Below are 14,911 nucleotides of genomic sequence, written 5' to 3'. Positions count from 1 at the left end.
ATGTCCTCTGCTATCGCAAGCAAACCTATCGATATCAAGAAGAGCCTGGTGGATGCGGTGATCGCCGGCCTGCTGGCGCTGATCGTGTTCGGCCCCATCGTCGGCGTGGTGCTCGACGGCTACAGCTTCAACCTGGAGTTCGCCCGTGTAGCCTGGATGACCGGGATCGTCATGGTCGGTCGCTTCCTGCTCAGCCTGTACCTGCAGTCGGGCCGGGGCAGTGCAATGGTCGAGCGCTTCGAGATCGCCGGTTCCGGCGTGCACGTGCTGTCGCCAGGTCACAAGAGCCGGCTGCGCTGGATCCTGCCGCTGATCGTGGTCCTGGCGGTGCTCTTCCCCTTCGTGGCCACCAAGTACCTGCTCACCGTGGTGATCCTCGGGCTGATCTACGTGCTTCTGGGCCTGGGCCTGAATATCGTGGTCGGCCTCGCCGGCCTGCTCGACCTCGGCTACGTGGCGTTCTACGCCATTGGCGCCTATGGCCTGGCACTGGGCTACGAGTACCTGGGCCTGGGCTTCTGGACCGTGCTGCCGCTGTCGGCGCTGATGGCCGCGATGGCCGGTGCGCTGCTAGGCTTCCCGGTGCTGCGCATGCATGGTGATTACCTGGCCATCGTGACCCTGGGCTTCGGCGAGATCATCCGGCTGGTGCTGAACAACTGGCTTGAGTTCACCGGCGGCCCCAACGGCATGTCGGTGCCGGCGCCGACCTTCCTCGGCCTGGAGTTCGGCCGGCGGGCGAAGGAAGGCGGGGTGCCCTTCCACGAGTTCTTCGGCGTTGCCTACAACCCCAACCTGAAGTTCCTGTTCATCTACATCGTGCTCTTCCTGGTGGTGATGCTGGTGCTCTACATCAAGCACCGCCTGACCCGCATGCCGGTAGGCCGTGCCTGGGAAGCACTGCGCGAGGACGAGATCGCATGCCGCGCCATGGGCCTGAACCACGTGCTGGTGAAGCTCTCAGCGTTCATGATCGGTGCGTCCACCGCCGGCCTGGCCGGGGTGTTCTTCGCCAGCTACCAGGGCTTCGTTAACCCCTCGTCCTTCACCTTCTTCGAGTCGGCGCTGATCCTGGCCATTGTGGTGCTGGGTGGCATGGGCTCCACCGTCGGGGTGGTGATCGCCGCCTTCGTCCTGACGGTCGCCCCCGAGTTGCTGCGTGCCTTTGCCGACTATCGAGTGCTGCTGTTCGGCGTGCTCATGGTGTTGATGATGATCTGGCGACCGCGCGGACTGATCCGCATCAGCCGCAGTGGCTTCGCCCCGCGTAAAGGAGTAGCGCCATGAGCGACGAATACATCCTCAGTGTCGAGCACCTGATGATGCACTTCGGTGGCATCAAGGCGCTCAATGACGTCAGCCTGAAGATCAAGCGCCATTCCATTTCCGCGCTGATCGGCCCCAACGGCGCCGGCAAGACCACGGTGTTCAACTGCCTGACCGGTTTCTACAAGGCCACCGGCGGGCGCATTCAGCTCAACACCCGCGGTGGTAGCACCGACATCATCAAGGTACTTGGCGAGCCCTTCCAGCCGACCGACTTCGTCAACCCCGCCCAGTTCGCCAGCCGCCTGCACTACAAGATGTTCGGTGGTACTCACCTGGTGAACCGCGCCGGCCTGGCGCGCACCTTCCAGAACATCCGTCTGTTCCGGGAGATGTCGGTGGTGGAAAACCTGCTGGTGGCCCAGCACATGTGGGTCAATCGCAACCTGCTGGCCGGCGTGTTCAACACCCCGGGCTTCCGCAAGGCCGAGGAAGATGCCCTCAACCACGCCTTCTACTGGCTGGAAGTGGTGGACCTGGTGGATTGCGCCAACCGCCTGGCCGGGGAGCTGTCCTACGGCCAGCAGCGTCGCCTTGAAATCGCCCGCGCCATGTGCACCCGGCCGCAGCTCATCTGCCTGGACGAACCGGCTGCTGGTCTCAACCCGGCCGAAACTGAAGCGCTCAGCCGCATCATCCGCAAGCTGCGCGACGAACATGAACTGACCGTACTGCTGATCGAGCACGACATGGGCATGGTGATGAGCATTTCCGACTACATCGTGGTGCTCGACCACGGCGAGGTGATAGCCGACGGTGGGCCTCACGCTATCCGTCATGATCCCAAGGTGATTGCCGCCTACCTGGGCGCCGAAGAGGAGGAAGTGGCATGACCGCGCCCATGCTGGAGTTCAGGGACGTCGACGTCTATTACGGGCCAATCCAGGCCCTGCGCAAGGTCAGCCTGCATATCAACGAAGGCGAGACGGTGAGCCTGATCGGCGCCAATGGCGCAGGCAAGTCGACCCTGCTGATGTCGATCTTCGGCCAGCCACGTGCCGCGGCCGGACAGATCATCTATCACGGCACTGACATCACCCACCGCTCGGCGCATTTCGTCGCCTCCAACGGGGTGGCGCAGTCGCCGGAAGGGCGCCGGGTGTTCCCCGACATGAGCGTGGAGGAAAACCTGCTGATGGGCACCATTCCCATCGGCATGGACCATGCCGATGAAGACATGCAGCGCATGTTCGAGCTGTTCCCGCGCCTCAAGGAACGGCGCAATCAGCGCGCCATGACCATGTCCGGCGGCGAGCAGCAGATGCTCGCCATCGCCCGTGCGCTGATGAGCCGGCCCAAGTTGCTGCTGCTCGACGAGCCGTCGCTGGGCCTGGCGCCCATCGTAGTCAAGCAGATCTTCCAGACCCTGCGCGAGCTGGCGCAGACCGGCATGACCATCTTCCTGGTCGAACAGAACGCCAACCATGCGCTGAAGCTCTCCGACCGCGCCTATGTGATGGTCACAGGGGAAATCCGCATGAGCGGCTCCGGCGAGGAGTTGCTGGGTAACCAGGAAGTCCGCAACGCGTATCTCGGCGGTCACTGAACCTTCCTCACTCCCGCCTGCCTCCTCTCTCTGTTCGGGAGAGGGGTCGGGGGTGAGGCAAGTCAGGTACTACAGGGCTTCGTCCTGCGAAGGAGTTTCACCATGCAAAGCCTGCGTTTCTTCACCAACGCCGATGTCGCCGCTGCGTTGGATTATCCACAGCTGATCGGTGCCTTGCGCAAAGGCCTGGCCGACCCCTGCGAAGCCCCAGTGCGGGCGAGTCACGCGCTGCCGGGCGATGCCTCGCTGCTGTGCATGCCGGTCTGGCAGACGGGCCAGGGCGTCGGCGTGAAGCTCGTCACCGTGTTTCCTCACAACAGCGAAAAAGGCCTGCCCTCGGTCGCTGCATTGTTCACCCTGTTCGACGATGCTACCGGCCAACCGCTGGCCATTCTCGAGGCCTCCGAACTCACGGCCCGGCGCACCGCCTGCGCCTCGGCGTTGGCCGCCAGTTCGCTGGTTCGACACGACGCGAAGCGGCTGCTGGTGGTAGGCACCGGCACCCTGACCGCGCACATGGTGCGCGCCCACTGCGTGGTGCGCCAATACGAGCGTGTGGATATCTGGGGGCGCCATCCGGACAAGGCCGCCGAGCTGGCCAGGCAACTGTCCGAGGAAGGCTACCCCGCCCATGCGGCGACCGACCTGCAAACCTGCGCCCAACAGGCCGACTGCATCAGCTGCGTCACCACGTCCACGGTGCCGCTGATCCTCGGTGACTGGCTCAAGCCCGGCGTCCACCTCGACCTTGTCGGTGCTTTCCTGCCGACCATGCGCGAGACCGACAGCGCCGCCGTGGCCCGTGCGCGCATCGTCGTCGATACCCGTGCCGGCGCGCTGGAGGAGGCGGGCGACCTGCTTTTCGCCATCGCCGATGGCGCAATCACCGAACACAACATCCACTTCGAGCTGAGCGACCTGTTGCACGGTCGCGGACACCGACAGATCAATAGTGAGATCACGCTGTTCAAGTCGGTAGGGTTCGCCCTGGAAGACCTGATCGCTGCGCGCTTGCTGCTGTCGAACGCAATTCCTGCGTAGATCCGTATCCCGGACGCCAGTCCGGGATAATCCTGGGGCCAGGTTCATTGTGGAAGCGAATTCACCCTCGACGCAGGTCGTTGCGTGCGCTCCCTGGCGTCTATAGGCCCGTGCTGCGGCTCTTCGTGAATGGATCCGCTCCCACGGGATTCAGGCACATCTCCGGTATGTGCCTTGCCCACAAAGTCTGTGGGACACTTTGTGGATAACTTGGGGGTGGCTTTCGGAAGCTCCCGCGTTTGGCCGCCTCCAACAGGCCGTATGAAAATTGATCATTAAAGTTATGTACCGCTAAAACAGTGGCTTAGCAAAAAAAGCAACAACTTTCACTCGCACTGACTTGTCCACGACTGCTGTGCGCAAAACTGTGGATAAGCTTGGGAGGAACCGCGCTGGGCCATGTTTGGCGAGGCCTGCGGGGAAGTGCTCGAAATCTATCCACGTGCCGCAGCCACGTGCGGATGGCGTACCCTATGCGAGTCATTTCGCAGGTGGGCGGAGGCTGCTCCGCCTACCCTTGAGCAAGGAGAACAGCATGACTTCCACCCTTTTCATCACCGGCGCCACCTCCGGATTTGGTGAGGCCTGTGCCCGCCGTTTTGCCCGGGCTGGCTGGTCGCTGGTGCTGACCGGGCGCCGCGCGGCTCGCCTGCAGGCCCTCAGCGATGAGCTCTCGGCACTGACCGATGTGCATACCCTGGAACTTGACGTCCGCGACCGGCATGGCATGGAGCAGGCCATTGCCACGTTGCCGACCAAGTTCGACAAGTTGCGTGGGCTGATCAACAACGCGGGCCTGGCGCTGGGTACCGACCCGGCACCCAAGTGCAACCTGGATGACTGGGACACCATGGTCGACACCAACATCAAGGGGCTGCTCTACAGCACACGCCTGCTGTTGCCCCGGCTGATCGCCCATGGCCGTGGCGCTGGCATCGTCAACCTCGGTTCCATCGCTGGCACCTGGCCCTATCCGGGCAGCCACGTATATGGCGCCACCAAGGCGTTTGTCCGCCAGTTCTCGCTGAATCTGCGCAACGACCTGGTGGGCACCGGCGTGCGCGTGACCAACATCGAGCCGGGGCTGTGCGAAAGCGAGTTCTCCCTGGTGCGCTTCGGTGGCGACCAGGCGAAGTACGATGCGACCTACGCCGGGGCCGAAGCGATCCAGCCGGAAGACATCGCCGAGACCATCCACTGGGTGCTGGAGCAACCGCCGCACATCAACATCAACAGCCTGGAGTTGATGCCGGTCAGCCAGACCTGGGCGGGCTTCTCTATCGATCGCTCAGCGAAGTGATGCGGGTCGAGCGTCCGAGCAGTTGCAGGGCGCGATCCGGGTAATCGGTGATCAGGCCATGGGCGCCCATGTCCAACAGGCGCTGCATGGCCGGCTGTTCGTTGATGGTCCACATCTGCACGTTGAGCCCACGTTGCTGCGCGGTCTCCATCAGCCCGGCGGTGGCAACGTCCAGACCGCCACTGTGTTCGGGAATCTGCAGGGCGTGGTAGGACGGGGTGATCAGGCGGCCCAGGCCGATCCAGTCCAGCGCTACCAACAGGCGTACGGAGGTCGGTCCCGCTGAGGTGGCGACCTCCGGGCACACTTCGCGGAAGCGCTTCAGGCTGCGTTCGTAGAAGCTGCCCACCAGCGCCTTGTCGCGCTGGCCGTGCTCGGTCAGCAGGTCACAGAGCTGCTCCTCAAGACCGATATCCGGCACCTTGATTTCTACCACCTTGGGTTTTTCAGGGAATCGTTCCAGCACCTCGGCGAGGGTCGGGATGCGGATGCCCTGGCCACGATAGGGGTGGCTCTCGCCGCCGTCGGCACTCCAGCGGTAGCCGGCATCCAGCGCCTGCGCTTCCGCCAGGCTCAGGTCCGCGAGCTTGCCGCTGCCGTTGGTGGTGCGGTCCACCTCGGCATCGTGCAGCACCACCAGTTCGCCGTCGCGCGTGCGGCGCACATCCATTTCCAGCATGTCTACCTTGAGGTCGCTGGCACGTTCGAAGGCGAACAGCGTGTTCTCCGGCCAGAGGCCGCGACCGCCACGATGCGCGATCACCAGGGGGTGGTTGCCGAGGTCGGCCAGCACGCGCGGATGCTCAGCCGGCCGGCTGGTCAGCGCGAGGGCCAGCAGAGCGACGACCAAGAGGAAAAGGGGCGCGAGAAAAAATCGGGCGAGACGCTTCATGTTGTTCTTATCCGTAAGACGTGGACGGGCGTGCCGAATCAAACGCGGAGACTATGACAAAGACGTGAAGGTGAGGCGAGCGGGAAGCGAGTGAGATGGGATGGCGTTTCCGTGGGGGCGATTTCGATCGCTAAGCAGACCGCAGGTCTGCTTGTCTGACTTCCAAGGGGGCAGCCGCGCCCCCCCTCAGCGAATGAATTCGCCCTCACAAGGGAAATGGCATTGCCTGGATGTGGGATCAACCCGCCAGCAACCAGACTCCGGCGCCCGCCGAAACCGCTCCGGCAATGCGCACCAGGGGTGCGGCAGCCTGTGGCAGGGCGCGGACCAGGCCGTAGCCGGCGGCGTGAAGGGCGGCGGTAGCGGTCACGAAGCCGGCGGCATAGCCCCAGGGGCTGGACAGCTCGGGCAGCTCAAGGCCGTGAGCAATGCCGTGGCTCAGGGCGAAGAGGGCGGTCAGGCCCACGGCCAGCCAGACCGGCGGGCGCACGGCGATGGCCACCAGCAGGCCAAGCGCCAATACCGAGCCGGCGATTCCGGTTTCCATCAGCGGCATTTCCAACCCCTCGAAGCCCATCAGGCCACCGAGCAACATGGCGCCGACGAAGGTGACGGGGAGTGCCCAGCTTGCCGTGCCTTGGTGTTGGGCTGCCCAGAAGCCGACTGCCAGCGTGGCCAGCAGGTGATCCAGGCCGGCGATGGGGTGAGCGATGCCGGCCATCAGTCCCGAGCTCTCATGCCCCGGGTGAGCGAAGGCCATGGCCGGGGTGAGGAACAGGGCGATGGTGTAGAGGGTCTTGCACAGTTTCATGGTGTGGCTCCTTTCACTGGGCGGAGGGAGTGGCGAGATGCATCCCTCATCCGAACGCGGCCCGCCCCGGCCCCTCTCCGGGAGGGAGAGGGGGATGATTTCTCAGACGGTGGTCAGCAGGCCTTGTTTCTCGATGAAGGCGATGATGTCGTCGAGGCCCTGGCCGACTTTCTGATTGCTGAACACAAAGGGCCGATCGCCGCGCATCTTTCGGGCATCGCGATCCATGACTTCCAGCGATGCACCGACCATGGGCGCCAGGTCCACCTTGTTGATCACCAGCAAGTCGGACTTGCAGATGCCCGGTCCGCCCTTGCGCGGCAGCTTGTCACCCGCGGAGACGTCGATCACGTAGAGGGTCAGGTCAGAGAGTTCCGGGCTGAAGGTGGCCGACAGATTGTCGCCGCCGGACTCCACCAGGATCAGCTCCAGGCCAGGAAAACGGCGGTTGAGCTGGTCCACTGCCTCCAGGTTGATCGAGGCATCTTCGCGGATGGCGGTGTGCGGGCAGCCCCCGGTCTCGACGCCGATGATCCGTTCCGGATCGAGGGCCTCGTTGCGGACCAGGAACTGGGCGTCTTCCTGGGTGTAGATATCGTTGGTCACCACCGCCAGGTTGTAGCGATCGCGCAGGGCGCGGCAGAGGGCCAGGGTCAGGGCGGTCTTGCCGGAACCGACCGGGCCGCCGATGCCGACGCGCAGGGGTTGGCTGTTCATGATTGGTGCATCTCCTAGGAACGGAACAGACGGCTGTACTGGCGCTCGTGCGCCATGCTCGCCAGGGCCAGGCCAAATGCGGCGCTACCCCAGCGGGACGGGTGGAGTTCGCTGGCTGTGCGCTGGGCATGTTCCAGGCTCGGCAGCAGTTGCGAAGTCAGGCGCTGGGCAGACTGCTGGCCCAGCGGCAGGGTTTTCATCAGCACCGCCAGTTGGTTTTCCAGCCAGCCCCAGAGCCAGGCGCTCAGGGCATCCTGTGGGGCAATGCGCCAGGCGCGGGCGGCCAGCGACCAGGCGACGGCGAGTGCGGGCTCTTCCAGATCGGCGAGCAGGGCTCGCGCCGCGTCGTCCTGTTCGGGCAGATCGTCCAGCAGCTGCTGCAACGAGTAGCCCATTTGCCGGCTCTCCAGGTGCAACTCGCGGGTCTCGCGGCTGGCACGATGACATTCGTTGAGCGCCTTCAGTTCGCACCAGTCTTCATCGGCTGCGGCCACGCAATGAGCCAACAGCAGCGGCGCCTCGAAGCGCGCGAGGTTGAGCAGCAACTGGTCCTCGATCCAGCGCGCGGCGCTGGCTGGGTCCTGCACCAGGCCTTGGTCCACCGCGAGTTCCATTGCCTGTGAGTAGCTGTAGCCGCCGATCGGCAGTTGCGGGCTGGCCAAACGAAGTAGCTGCCAGGCGTTGTTCACGTCCGAACACCGAACTGGTGCAGCCGCGGTGCGTAGTTGAAATCAGCCTCGCCGTGATGGGAGTGGTGATGGCCGCCACCGTAGGCGCCGTGTTCGGGCTGGAAGCCTGCTTCGATGTTCTCTACTCGGGCGCCGAGCTGTTCGAGCATGGCTTTTAGCACGTAGTCGTCCAGGAGCCGCAGCCAGTTGTCGCCGATCTGCAGGGCCACGTGGCGATTACCCAGGTGATAGGCCGCGCGGGTCAGCTCGAAGGCATTGGCGCAGGTGACATGCAGAAGCGGCTCAGGGCGGGCGCTGATGCGCACCACCCGGCCATCCTGGCTGCGCAGGCAGGCGCCATCGTGCAGGGGCGGCTGGCCTCGTTCGAGGAACAGGCCGACGTCCTCGCCCTTGACGGTGAAACAGCGCAAGCGGCTCTTGCTGCGCGCTTCGAAAGTCAGCAGCAGTTCTTCATCCCAGCTCTCCTGGGCTTCGATACGTTCCTGGATGACCAGCATTGCGGTGTTCCGGCAGTGGGCAATGCAGTCGCTAGAGCAAGGTGCTTGCCAAGACAGCCCAATGCCGGATGCCGCGGGGCTGAATGGGATCGTGCCTGTGTCTGGGGCGCTCGATTGGCCGAAAATGGTGCGTAGTGCGCGTTTCGGGGGCGATCAGGCTGGCCGGATGATCAGCTTCCAGGCTTGCCCGCATACAGCCAGTGCTTGCCGCCGATCATGATGAAGCGTAGTTGCTGGATGATCTTGGTTTCCGGCGTGAGATGTGCCGGCCGGTCGGCCGCAGGCGGGTCGACCAGTTCCGGCAGGGTGGCGAATACGGTTTTCACCACCAGGTCGGCGACCAGGTCCAGACCTTCATCGTCCAGGTTCGGCATGCGCTGGATCAGCTTGAGGTCGGCGGCCAGGTCATCGGTAATGGCCTGGCGCAGGGCGGCAATAGCCTGGCGCACCGGCAGCGAGCCGCCGTACTGCTCACGGGCGAGGAAGAGGAACTGGCCACGATTGGTTGCCACCGCAGCGAGGAAGATGCGCGCCGAGGCGTCGATGATGCCGCCCAGTTCGAATTCGTTGCGTCGGACCTCGCGGATGGTGGCGCGGAAGGTTTCGCCCACCTCCTGCACCAGAGCGAGGCCGAGCTGGTCCATGTCTTCGAAATGACGATAGAACCCCGCGGGAACGATGCCGGCGGTGCGGGCCACTTCGCGCAGGCTAAGACTGCCGAAGCCTCGGCCGTTGTCCATCAGAAGGCGCGCGGAGTCCATCAGGGCATGGCGGGTGTGCTGCTTCTGTGCGGAGCGTGGCGTCATGGTTGGAAGAGGGCGGAGGCGGAGGTGGCGGGCACTCTAGCAAATGGGGTTTGGGAAGGTCGATTGCCAGGGGGAACGAATGGGCAGAGCTGCGGCTTACTTGGCCAATGAATTCGCGCCCACAGGGGTTGGGCTTCGGCTGCGGTTCTGTGGGGTTGGAGAAACGCCTGGAGCCTGGTGCTTCAGGTTTTGTGACTTGGCATGAAAAAGCCCGGCGTCCGCCGGGCTTCGAGGGTGACAGCGCTTATTCGTCAGATCACGCGCTGATCGTCCAGCAGACGGTCGGAACCACCTTCAGCGATGCGCTCCAGGGCGCGGTCGGCACCACCTTCAGCGATACGGTCCTGGGTGCGCTCGGCACCGCCTTCGGCAATGCGCTCCAGGGCGCGGTCGGCACCACCTTCAGCGATGCGTTCCAGGGTGCGGTCAGCGCCACCCTCGGCCACGCGGTCGAGGATCATGAACGAACCCTCTGCAGCTACCGGGTCCAGGACCTGGATAAAGGTCCCGTCCTTGGATTCGCCCAGCAGCGGCTGGGGGTCGGACGGCAGGGCAAAGGCGCTGGTGCTAAGAGCGGTGATGAACAGGGCGGCAAGGGCGTGTGCTTTCATGATCTAAAGCTCCTCGTAGGGGGCTGGAAACTGGCTACGGGGCCTATGTTACGGATTGCCTGTCGATTAAAAAGTGAACAGTTGCGATAGAGAACATCGACACCATTGATGGCAGCCTGCAGGTGGTGTTGCAACGCGAGCCGGGTGAGGGAGGCCTGCATGCCTGGGTGCCCTGGCCGCATTTCGCCGCAGAAAATGTCCGCCTGGGCAACCCGGGCTGGGCCAAAGGCCCGACCTTCGCCAGCCTCGACCTTGGCATCGAGCCGGAGTCCAAGGGGGGGCGGGTCTTTTCGTTGCGTTCGCCGCTCCATGTGCGCGGCACCTTCAAACGGCCGGAAGCGGGGGTGAAGCCGGTACCCCCGGCGGTTCGGGGCGCGGGCATGCTGGCGTTGGGTGTTGCGGTGGCGCCGGCGGCGGCTCTGCTGGCGCTGGTGGCACCGGCCGGTGGGAATGAAGAAGGGAGCGAATGTGCGCCTTTGTTGCAGCGTCTCAAGCAGGGCTAGAGCCGGTCACGCTCGGCCTGTTCGCGTTGGCCGCAGGTCATGAAGCCCTTGTGGCGAACGCGGCCGCTGCTGTCGAAGCTGACATGGTAGGGCTGCTGGTGACCATGTTCGTTGAGGATGTAGTTGTTGCATGACCCTGGATGCACGCTGCGTTGCACGATCGACGAAGGACGACCGCCGATGATCAGCACCTGCTGGCGGCTCATGCCGGGCTCTACGTCCCTGACCAGTGGCTGGTCGTGGAAGGTCAGGTAGTCCGTCGGGTTCTCGATCTTGCTGGCGCAGCCCGCCATTGATGCCAGGGCACAAGCCATGACAAGCGCTTGCTTGTACATCATGGGTCCTCAAGGGTTAACGCATCTGAAACATGGCCCTTGGAACATCGAAAAGTGGGGAGAGTTCGCCCGAGTCCTGAGCAGACGATGGACGGCAACCGGCCAGTAACTGGCAAAGTGCCCGGAGCGTTACCTGCAAACCACGGCTAGCGCAGCTTTCGGGTGGAGTGTGGCGGGCAGCACAGGTTGGGCGCAGCCATGCCATTGGTGCTGATGCGCCTGCTCCATCCTGCCGTTTCGTCGCGTCAGTAGCCGCCACCGCCTCCGCTTCCTTCCGCCTTTTCGCGATCAGCGGTTTCCCGCTGCTCGCAGGTCATGAAGCCTGTCTCCTCGACCCGTCCGCTGCTATCGAAGCTGACGTGGTAGGCCTGCTTATGCCCGTCCTTGGTGAGGATGTAGTTGTTGCAGGTACCTGACTTGACCTTGCGGCGCGTGCTCGACGAGGGCGGACCGCCAATGGTCTTCACCTCTTGCACGGTCATGCCTTCCTCCACCTGCTTGACCAGCGGCTCGTCGCGGTAGGTGTAGTAATCCGTGGGGTTTTCCATCTTGCCCGCACAGCCGGCCAGCGTAGCCAGGGCGCAGGCGATGACCAGCCCATGCTTGCTCATCAGGAAGCCTCCATGTTCGCGCGGGTTGAACCGCGATGGAGTCAGGTTAGTTCGGCTCCCGAGCCTACCGCTGGGGAGCGGCCCGGGTGCCGATGAACGGTCGTCCGCTCAGCCGTAGCGTTTCATCGCTTCGATGGCCAGACCGCTGCCGATGCTGCCAAACAGATTGCCCTCGACCTGGCGGGCATTGGGCAGCATCGCCGCCACGCCGTGACGCAGTGCCGGGATACCGCTGGAGCCACCGGTGAAGAACAGCGTGTCTACTGCATCGGCCGTGACGCCCGCCTGGACCAGCAGGCCCTCGACGCTGGCGCGCACACGTACCAGCAGCGGCTCGATGGCGTCCTCGAAGATCGGCCGGGTCAGGTCCACGGCCAGGCCCGGCTCGATACGGTTCAGGTCGATGGTGCGCTGCTCAATCTGGGTCAGCTCGATCTTGCTGTCCTCGACCTGCATCGCCAGCCAGTGGCCGGCGCGCTGTTCGATCAGGCTGAAGAGGCGGTCGATGCCGGTGCTGTCGACGATGTCGTAGCGCATGTTCTTCAGCGCCAGTTGCGCCTTCTGCGCGTACACCGCGTTGATGGTGTGCCAGGTGGCCAGGTTCAGGTGGTAGCTGGTGGGCATCAGCGCATCGCTCTTCATTCGGCTGCCGTAGCCGAATAGCGGCATCACGCCTTGCAGGCTGAGTTGCTTGTCGAAATCAGTGCCACCGATGTGCACGCCGCCGGTGGCCAGGATGTCGGCTTGGCGATCCGCCACCTCGCGGCGCTGCGGTGACAGGCGAACCAGGGAGAAGTCCGAGGTACCGCCGCCGATGTCGACGATCAGCACCAGTTCCTCGCGCTCGATGCTGCGCTCGTAATCGAAGGCCGCGGCAATCGGTTCGTACTGGAAGGACACGTCCTTGAAGCCAAGCTTCTGCGCTACGGCTACCAGGGTGTTCTCGGCCTCCTGGTCAGCCTCTGCATCGTCGTCGACGAAGAATACCGGGCGGCCCAGCACCACTTGCTCGAATTCTCGGCCGGAGGCAGCTTCGGCGCGCTTCTTCAACTCGCCGATGAACAGCCCAAGCAGATCCTTGAAGGGCATGGCGCTGCCCAGCACTGTGGTTTCGCTTTTCAGTAGCGGCGAGCCCAGCAGGCTCTTCAGCGAGCGCATCAGGCGGCCTTCGTAGCCCTCCAGGTACTCGTGCAGGGCCAGTCGGCCATAGACGGGGCGGCGTTCCTCGAAGTTGAAGAAGATCACCGAGGGCAGGGTGATCTTGTCGTCCTCCAGGGCGATCAATGGCTCGGCATCCGGACGCCACCAGCCGACGGTAGAGTTGGAGGTACCGAAGTCTATGCCCAGGGCGCGGGCGGGGAGGGCGTTGTTCATGCTGCGGGTGTTCCGGAAAAAACGGCCGCGCAGTTTACGCGAGCGCGCCGGTGAATGCTCCCGTCGGCCAGCGCACTTCGTCGCGACGGCTAGACTGCAATACGCATGGGTAACCTGGGAGATCATTCCATGAGCTCGATTCGCCTTCCTTTGCTGATACTGGCATTGCTCGCGGCATCTCACAGCGTGGCGGACACCGCCCAGCAGGAAAAGATGAAGACCTGCAACGCTGAAGCCACGGCCAAGGAGCTCAAGGGCGACGCCCGCAAGACCTTCATGAGCGGTTGCCTGAAGATGACCCAGCAGGAGCGTATGACCGCTTGCAACAAGACCGCTTCGACCAAGGAGCTCAAGGGCGATGCGCGCAAGAGCTTCATGAGCGAGTGCCTGAAGGCGAAGTAGCGACTGACTTGGCAGGCACTCGCTACGCGTCGGCGGTGAAGAGTTTGCCGATTACGCACAGCAGCTCCGCGTTTTCGGTAAAGGCAGGTGAAAGATTGATGCAGTAAAGTGATGAGCTTTTCCCGTCCGCAATCCTGGCCGCCGTTCGTCCGGCCGCTTCTGGCGAGCCTGTCTCAGCCTTGGAAATCATTATGCGAAGAGCCTCTCACCATCAGTTGCGCACGGCCTTTCGTGCCTTGCTGGACTCCGAATCCTGCTTCCACTCCGCCTCGGTGTTCGACCCCATGTCGGCGCGGATTGCCGCGGACCTCGGCTTCGAGGTGGGCATCCTCGGCGGCTCGGTCGCTTCGCTGCAAGTGCTGGCGGCGCCGGACTTCGCCCTGATCACGCTCAGCGAGTTCGTTGAACAGGCTACCCGCATCGGCCGCGTCAGCCGCCTGCCGGTGATTGCCGATGCCGACCATGGCTATGGCAATGCCCTCAACGTGATGCGTACCGTAGTCGAACTGGAACGCGCCGGCATCGCTGCGCTGACCATCGAAGACACCCTGTTGCCGGCCCAGTTCGGCCGCAAGTCCACCGACCTGATTCCGGTGGAAGAAGGCGTCGGCAAGATCCGCGCGGCCCTGGAAGCGCGCGTTGACCCGGACCTCGCCATCATCGCCCGGACCCACGCCGGCGTGCTCGATGTCGAGGAGGTGATCCAGCGCACCAAGGCCTACCAGGCAGCCGGGGCGGATGGCATCTGCATGGTTGGTGTGGCCGACTTCGATCACCTGGAAAAGATCGCCGAGCACCTCCACATCCCGCTGATGCTGGTCACCTATGGCAACCCCAAGCTGCGCGACAACGAGCGCCTCGCCCGTCTTGGCGTGCGCATCGTGGTCAACGGCCACGCCGCCTACTTCGCCGCCATCAAGGCGACCTACGACTGCCTGCGCGACCAGCGCCAGGTCGCCACCGGCTCCGAACTCAGCGCCACCGAACTGACGCACAAGTACACCCTGCCGGAGGACTACATCGTCTGGGCGGAAGAGTTCATGAATGTGAAGGAATAGCGCGACCTCCACTTGTCGCTCGCCGACCCGCCCCCTTGCAAAACGCCACAGGAAAGCCCAAATCTCTTTCAGGGCCGAAAGCAAGCGGGAGGTCAGCATGGCCAGTGGTTGGGCAGGTGATGGTGCGGTACAGGAACAGATCGACAGCACCATCGAAGATGCCATTCAGCGCGCGCGCAGCCAGTTGCCGACGGGCGAGAGCCTGACGCACTGCGAAGAATGCGACGCGCCCATTCCCGAAGCCCGGCGCAAGGCAATCAAGGGCGTGCGACTGTGTGTCGCCTGCCAGACCGAGCATGACAAGGAAAATGCCGCCTTCACCGGGTACAACCGGCGGGGGAGCAAGGACAGTCAGTTGCGTTAGGGCCGGGGCCTGGCCTTGGGCCCCGCTG

At 64.0% G+C, this 14,911-nt stretch carries 18 protein-coding genes and 1 pseudogene; 9 read left to right on the top strand and 10 right to left on the bottom strand.

Translation table 11 applies throughout. The annotated features are described in order from the left end of the window. From livM to J7302_RS05165, 5 genes are all read left to right on the top strand, one after another. The gene (gene livM / locus J7302_RS05185) at positions 1–1,287 is read left to right on the top strand and encodes a high-affinity branched-chain amino acid ABC transporter permease LivM (RefSeq protein WP_215371423.1); all 1,287 of its coding nucleotides are present in this window, start codon (positions 1–3) and stop codon (positions 1,285–1,287) included. After that, positions 1,284–2,159 carry an ABC transporter ATP-binding protein gene (locus J7302_RS05180; RefSeq protein WP_215371421.1) on the top strand — a complete coding sequence of 292 codons (876 nt, stop codon included), beginning with the start codon at positions 1,284–1,286 and terminating at the stop codon, positions 2,157–2,159. Before livM ends, J7302_RS05180 begins: the two co-directional genes overlap by 4 nt. Further along, a complete protein-coding gene (locus J7302_RS05175; protein ID WP_215371419.1) occupies positions 2,156–2,872 on the top strand; it encodes an ABC transporter ATP-binding protein in 717 nt (238 codons plus the stop codon). Before J7302_RS05180 ends, J7302_RS05175 begins: the two co-directional genes overlap by 4 nt. Before the next feature lie 102 nt (positions 2,873–2,974). After that, positions 2,975–3,913 (top strand): bifunctional Delta(1)-pyrroline-2-carboxylate/Delta(1)-piperideine-2-carboxylate reductase, encoded by a 939-nt coding sequence (gene lhpI, locus J7302_RS05170; protein WP_215371417.1) that lies wholly within the window; start codon positions 2,975–2,977, stop codon positions 3,911–3,913. 535 nt (positions 3,914–4,448) lie between these two features. Beyond that, positions 4,449–5,213 (top strand): SDR family oxidoreductase, encoded by a 765-nt coding sequence (locus tag J7302_RS05165; protein WP_215371414.1) that lies wholly within the window; start codon positions 4,449–4,451, stop codon positions 5,211–5,213. Here J7302_RS05165 and J7302_RS05160 read toward each other — a convergent pair. The 7 genes from J7302_RS05160 to J7302_RS05130 all read right to left on the bottom strand — a co-directional run bounded on the left by J7302_RS05160 (position 5,191) and on the right by J7302_RS05130 (position 10,236). Continuing rightward, complete coding sequence (locus J7302_RS05160; RefSeq protein ID WP_215371412.1) at positions 5,191–6,105, bottom strand: glycerophosphodiester phosphodiesterase; 915 nt, start codon at positions 6,103–6,105, stop codon at positions 5,191–5,193. The two genes, J7302_RS05165 and J7302_RS05160, sit on opposite strands and share 23 nt — an antisense overlap. A 238-nt stretch (positions 6,106–6,343) precedes the next feature. Then, positions 6,344–6,916 carry a HupE/UreJ family protein gene (locus J7302_RS05155; protein ID WP_215371410.1) on the bottom strand — a complete coding sequence of 191 codons (573 nt, stop codon included), beginning with the start codon at positions 6,914–6,916 and terminating at the stop codon, positions 6,344–6,346. 102 nt (positions 6,917–7,018) lie between these two features. After that, complete coding sequence (gene ureG, locus J7302_RS05150) at positions 7,019–7,633, bottom strand: urease accessory protein UreG (protein ID WP_215371408.1); 615 nt, start codon at positions 7,631–7,633, stop codon at positions 7,019–7,021. 14 nt (positions 7,634–7,647) lie between these two features. Continuing rightward, entirely contained in the window at positions 7,648–8,322 is a 675-nt protein-coding gene (locus J7302_RS05145; RefSeq protein WP_215371405.1) for an urease accessory protein UreF, read from the bottom strand. After that, entirely contained in the window at positions 8,319–8,819 is a 501-nt protein-coding gene (gene ureE, locus J7302_RS05140; protein WP_215371403.1) for an urease accessory protein UreE, read from the bottom strand. The genes J7302_RS05145 and ureE overlap by 4 nt, the downstream gene beginning before the upstream one ends. A 170-nt stretch (positions 8,820–8,989) precedes the next feature. Beyond that, positions 8,990–9,625: a TetR family transcriptional regulator gene (locus tag J7302_RS05135; protein WP_215371401.1), complete on the bottom strand. Its 636-nt coding sequence runs from the start codon at positions 9,623–9,625 to the stop codon at positions 8,990–8,992. 251 nt (positions 9,626–9,876) lie between these two features. Beyond that, positions 9,877–10,236, bottom strand: a complete 360-nt coding sequence (locus J7302_RS05130) for a phage infection protein (RefSeq protein ID WP_215371399.1) — start codon at positions 10,234–10,236, stop codon at positions 9,877–9,879. Positions 10,237–10,475: 239 nt separating this feature from the next. Here J7302_RS05130 and J7302_RS05125 point away from each other — a divergent pair. Then, positions 10,476–10,739, top strand: a pseudogene (locus J7302_RS05125) (AsmA family protein); the annotation flags it as partial. On the opposite strand, the gene osmE (J7302_RS05120) reads toward J7302_RS05125, so the two are convergent. The 3 genes from osmE (J7302_RS05120) to J7302_RS05110 form a co-directional block, all read right to left on the bottom strand. Continuing rightward, a complete protein-coding gene (gene osmE / locus J7302_RS05120) occupies positions 10,736–11,074 on the bottom strand; it encodes an osmotically-inducible lipoprotein OsmE (RefSeq protein ID WP_215372453.1) in 339 nt (112 codons plus the stop codon). The pseudogene J7302_RS05125 and the gene osmE (J7302_RS05120) sit on opposite strands and share 4 nt — an antisense overlap. A gap of 245 nt (positions 11,075–11,319) precedes the next feature. Continuing rightward, a complete protein-coding gene (gene osmE, locus J7302_RS05115) occupies positions 11,320–11,685 on the bottom strand; it encodes an osmotically-inducible lipoprotein OsmE (protein WP_215371398.1) in 366 nt (121 codons plus the stop codon). 108 nt (positions 11,686–11,793) lie between these two features. Further along, the gene (locus J7302_RS05110) at positions 11,794–13,059 is read right to left on the bottom strand and encodes an Hsp70 family protein (protein WP_215371395.1); all 1,266 of its coding nucleotides are present in this window, start codon (positions 13,057–13,059) and stop codon (positions 11,794–11,796) included. A gap of 129 nt (positions 13,060–13,188) precedes the next feature. Here J7302_RS05110 and J7302_RS05105 point away from each other — a divergent pair, with 129 nt between their 5' ends. The 3 genes from J7302_RS05105 (at position 13,189) to J7302_RS05095 (ending at position 14,883) form a co-directional block, all read left to right on the top strand. Next, the gene (locus tag J7302_RS05105; protein WP_215371393.1) at positions 13,189–13,461 is read left to right on the top strand and encodes a PsiF family protein; all 273 of its coding nucleotides are present in this window, start codon (positions 13,189–13,191) and stop codon (positions 13,459–13,461) included. Positions 13,462–13,652: 191 nt separating this feature from the next. After that, positions 13,653–14,519 carry an isocitrate lyase/PEP mutase family protein gene (locus tag J7302_RS05100; RefSeq protein ID WP_215371390.1) on the top strand — a complete coding sequence of 289 codons (867 nt, stop codon included), beginning with the start codon at positions 13,653–13,655 and terminating at the stop codon, positions 14,517–14,519. 97 nt (positions 14,520–14,616) lie between these two features. After that, positions 14,617–14,883: a DksA/TraR family C4-type zinc finger protein gene (locus J7302_RS05095; protein ID WP_215371388.1), complete on the top strand. Its 267-nt coding sequence runs from the start codon at positions 14,617–14,619 to the stop codon at positions 14,881–14,883. The last annotated feature ends 28 nt before the right edge of the window (positions 14,884–14,911 follow it).

It is taken from the genome of Metapseudomonas boanensis, assembly GCF_018704125.1.
Taxonomy (GTDB): Bacteria; Pseudomonadota; Gammaproteobacteria; order Pseudomonadales; family Pseudomonadaceae; genus Metapseudomonas; species Metapseudomonas boanensis.
This window is presented reverse-complemented; position numbering and strand designations above follow the sequence as displayed.

Bases quoted from the DNA above. Each gene is read 5' to 3' on its own strand.
- livM (WP_215371423.1), top strand. From the start codon at position 1: ATGTCCTCTGCTATCGCAAGCAAACCTATCGATATCAAGAAGAGCCTG.
- J7302_RS05180 (WP_215371421.1), top strand. From the start codon at position 1,284: ATGAGCGACGAATACATCCTCAGTGTCGAGCACCTGATGATGCACTTC.
- J7302_RS05175 (WP_215371419.1), top strand. From the start codon at position 2,156: ATGACCGCGCCCATGCTGGAGTTCAGGGACGTCGACGTCTATTACGGG.
- lhpI (WP_215371417.1), top strand. From the start codon at position 2,975: ATGCAAAGCCTGCGTTTCTTCACCAACGCCGATGTCGCCGCTGCGTTG.
- J7302_RS05165 (WP_215371414.1), top strand. From the start codon at position 4,449: ATGACTTCCACCCTTTTCATCACCGGCGCCACCTCCGGATTTGGTGAG.
- J7302_RS05160 (WP_215371412.1), bottom strand. From the start codon at position 6,105: ATGAAGCGTCTCGCCCGATTTTTTCTCGCGCCCCTTTTCCTCTTGGTC.
- J7302_RS05155 (WP_215371410.1), bottom strand. From the start codon at position 6,916: ATGAAACTGTGCAAGACCCTCTACACCATCGCCCTGTTCCTCACCCCG.
- ureG (WP_215371408.1), bottom strand. From the start codon at position 7,633: ATGAACAGCCAACCCCTGCGCGTCGGCATCGGCGGCCCGGTCGGTTCC.
- ureE (WP_215371403.1), bottom strand. From the start codon at position 8,819: ATGCTGGTCATCCAGGAACGTATCGAAGCCCAGGAGAGCTGGGATGAA.
- J7302_RS05135 (WP_215371401.1), bottom strand. From the start codon at position 9,625: ATGACGCCACGCTCCGCACAGAAGCAGCACACCCGCCATGCCCTGATG.
- J7302_RS05130 (WP_215371399.1), bottom strand. From the start codon at position 10,236: ATGAAAGCACACGCCCTTGCCGCCCTGTTCATCACCGCTCTTAGCACC.
- osmE (WP_215372453.1), bottom strand. From the start codon at position 11,074: ATGTACAAGCAAGCGCTTGTCATGGCTTGTGCCCTGGCATCAATGGCG.
- osmE (WP_215371398.1), bottom strand. From the start codon at position 11,685: ATGAGCAAGCATGGGCTGGTCATCGCCTGCGCCCTGGCTACGCTGGCC.
- J7302_RS05110 (WP_215371395.1), bottom strand. From the start codon at position 13,059: ATGAACAACGCCCTCCCCGCCCGCGCCCTGGGCATAGACTTCGGTACC.
- J7302_RS05105 (WP_215371393.1), top strand. From the start codon at position 13,189: ATGAGCTCGATTCGCCTTCCTTTGCTGATACTGGCATTGCTCGCGGCA.
- J7302_RS05100 (WP_215371390.1), top strand. From the start codon at position 13,653: ATGCGAAGAGCCTCTCACCATCAGTTGCGCACGGCCTTTCGTGCCTTG.
- J7302_RS05095 (WP_215371388.1), top strand. From the start codon at position 14,617: ATGGCCAGTGGTTGGGCAGGTGATGGTGCGGTACAGGAACAGATCGAC.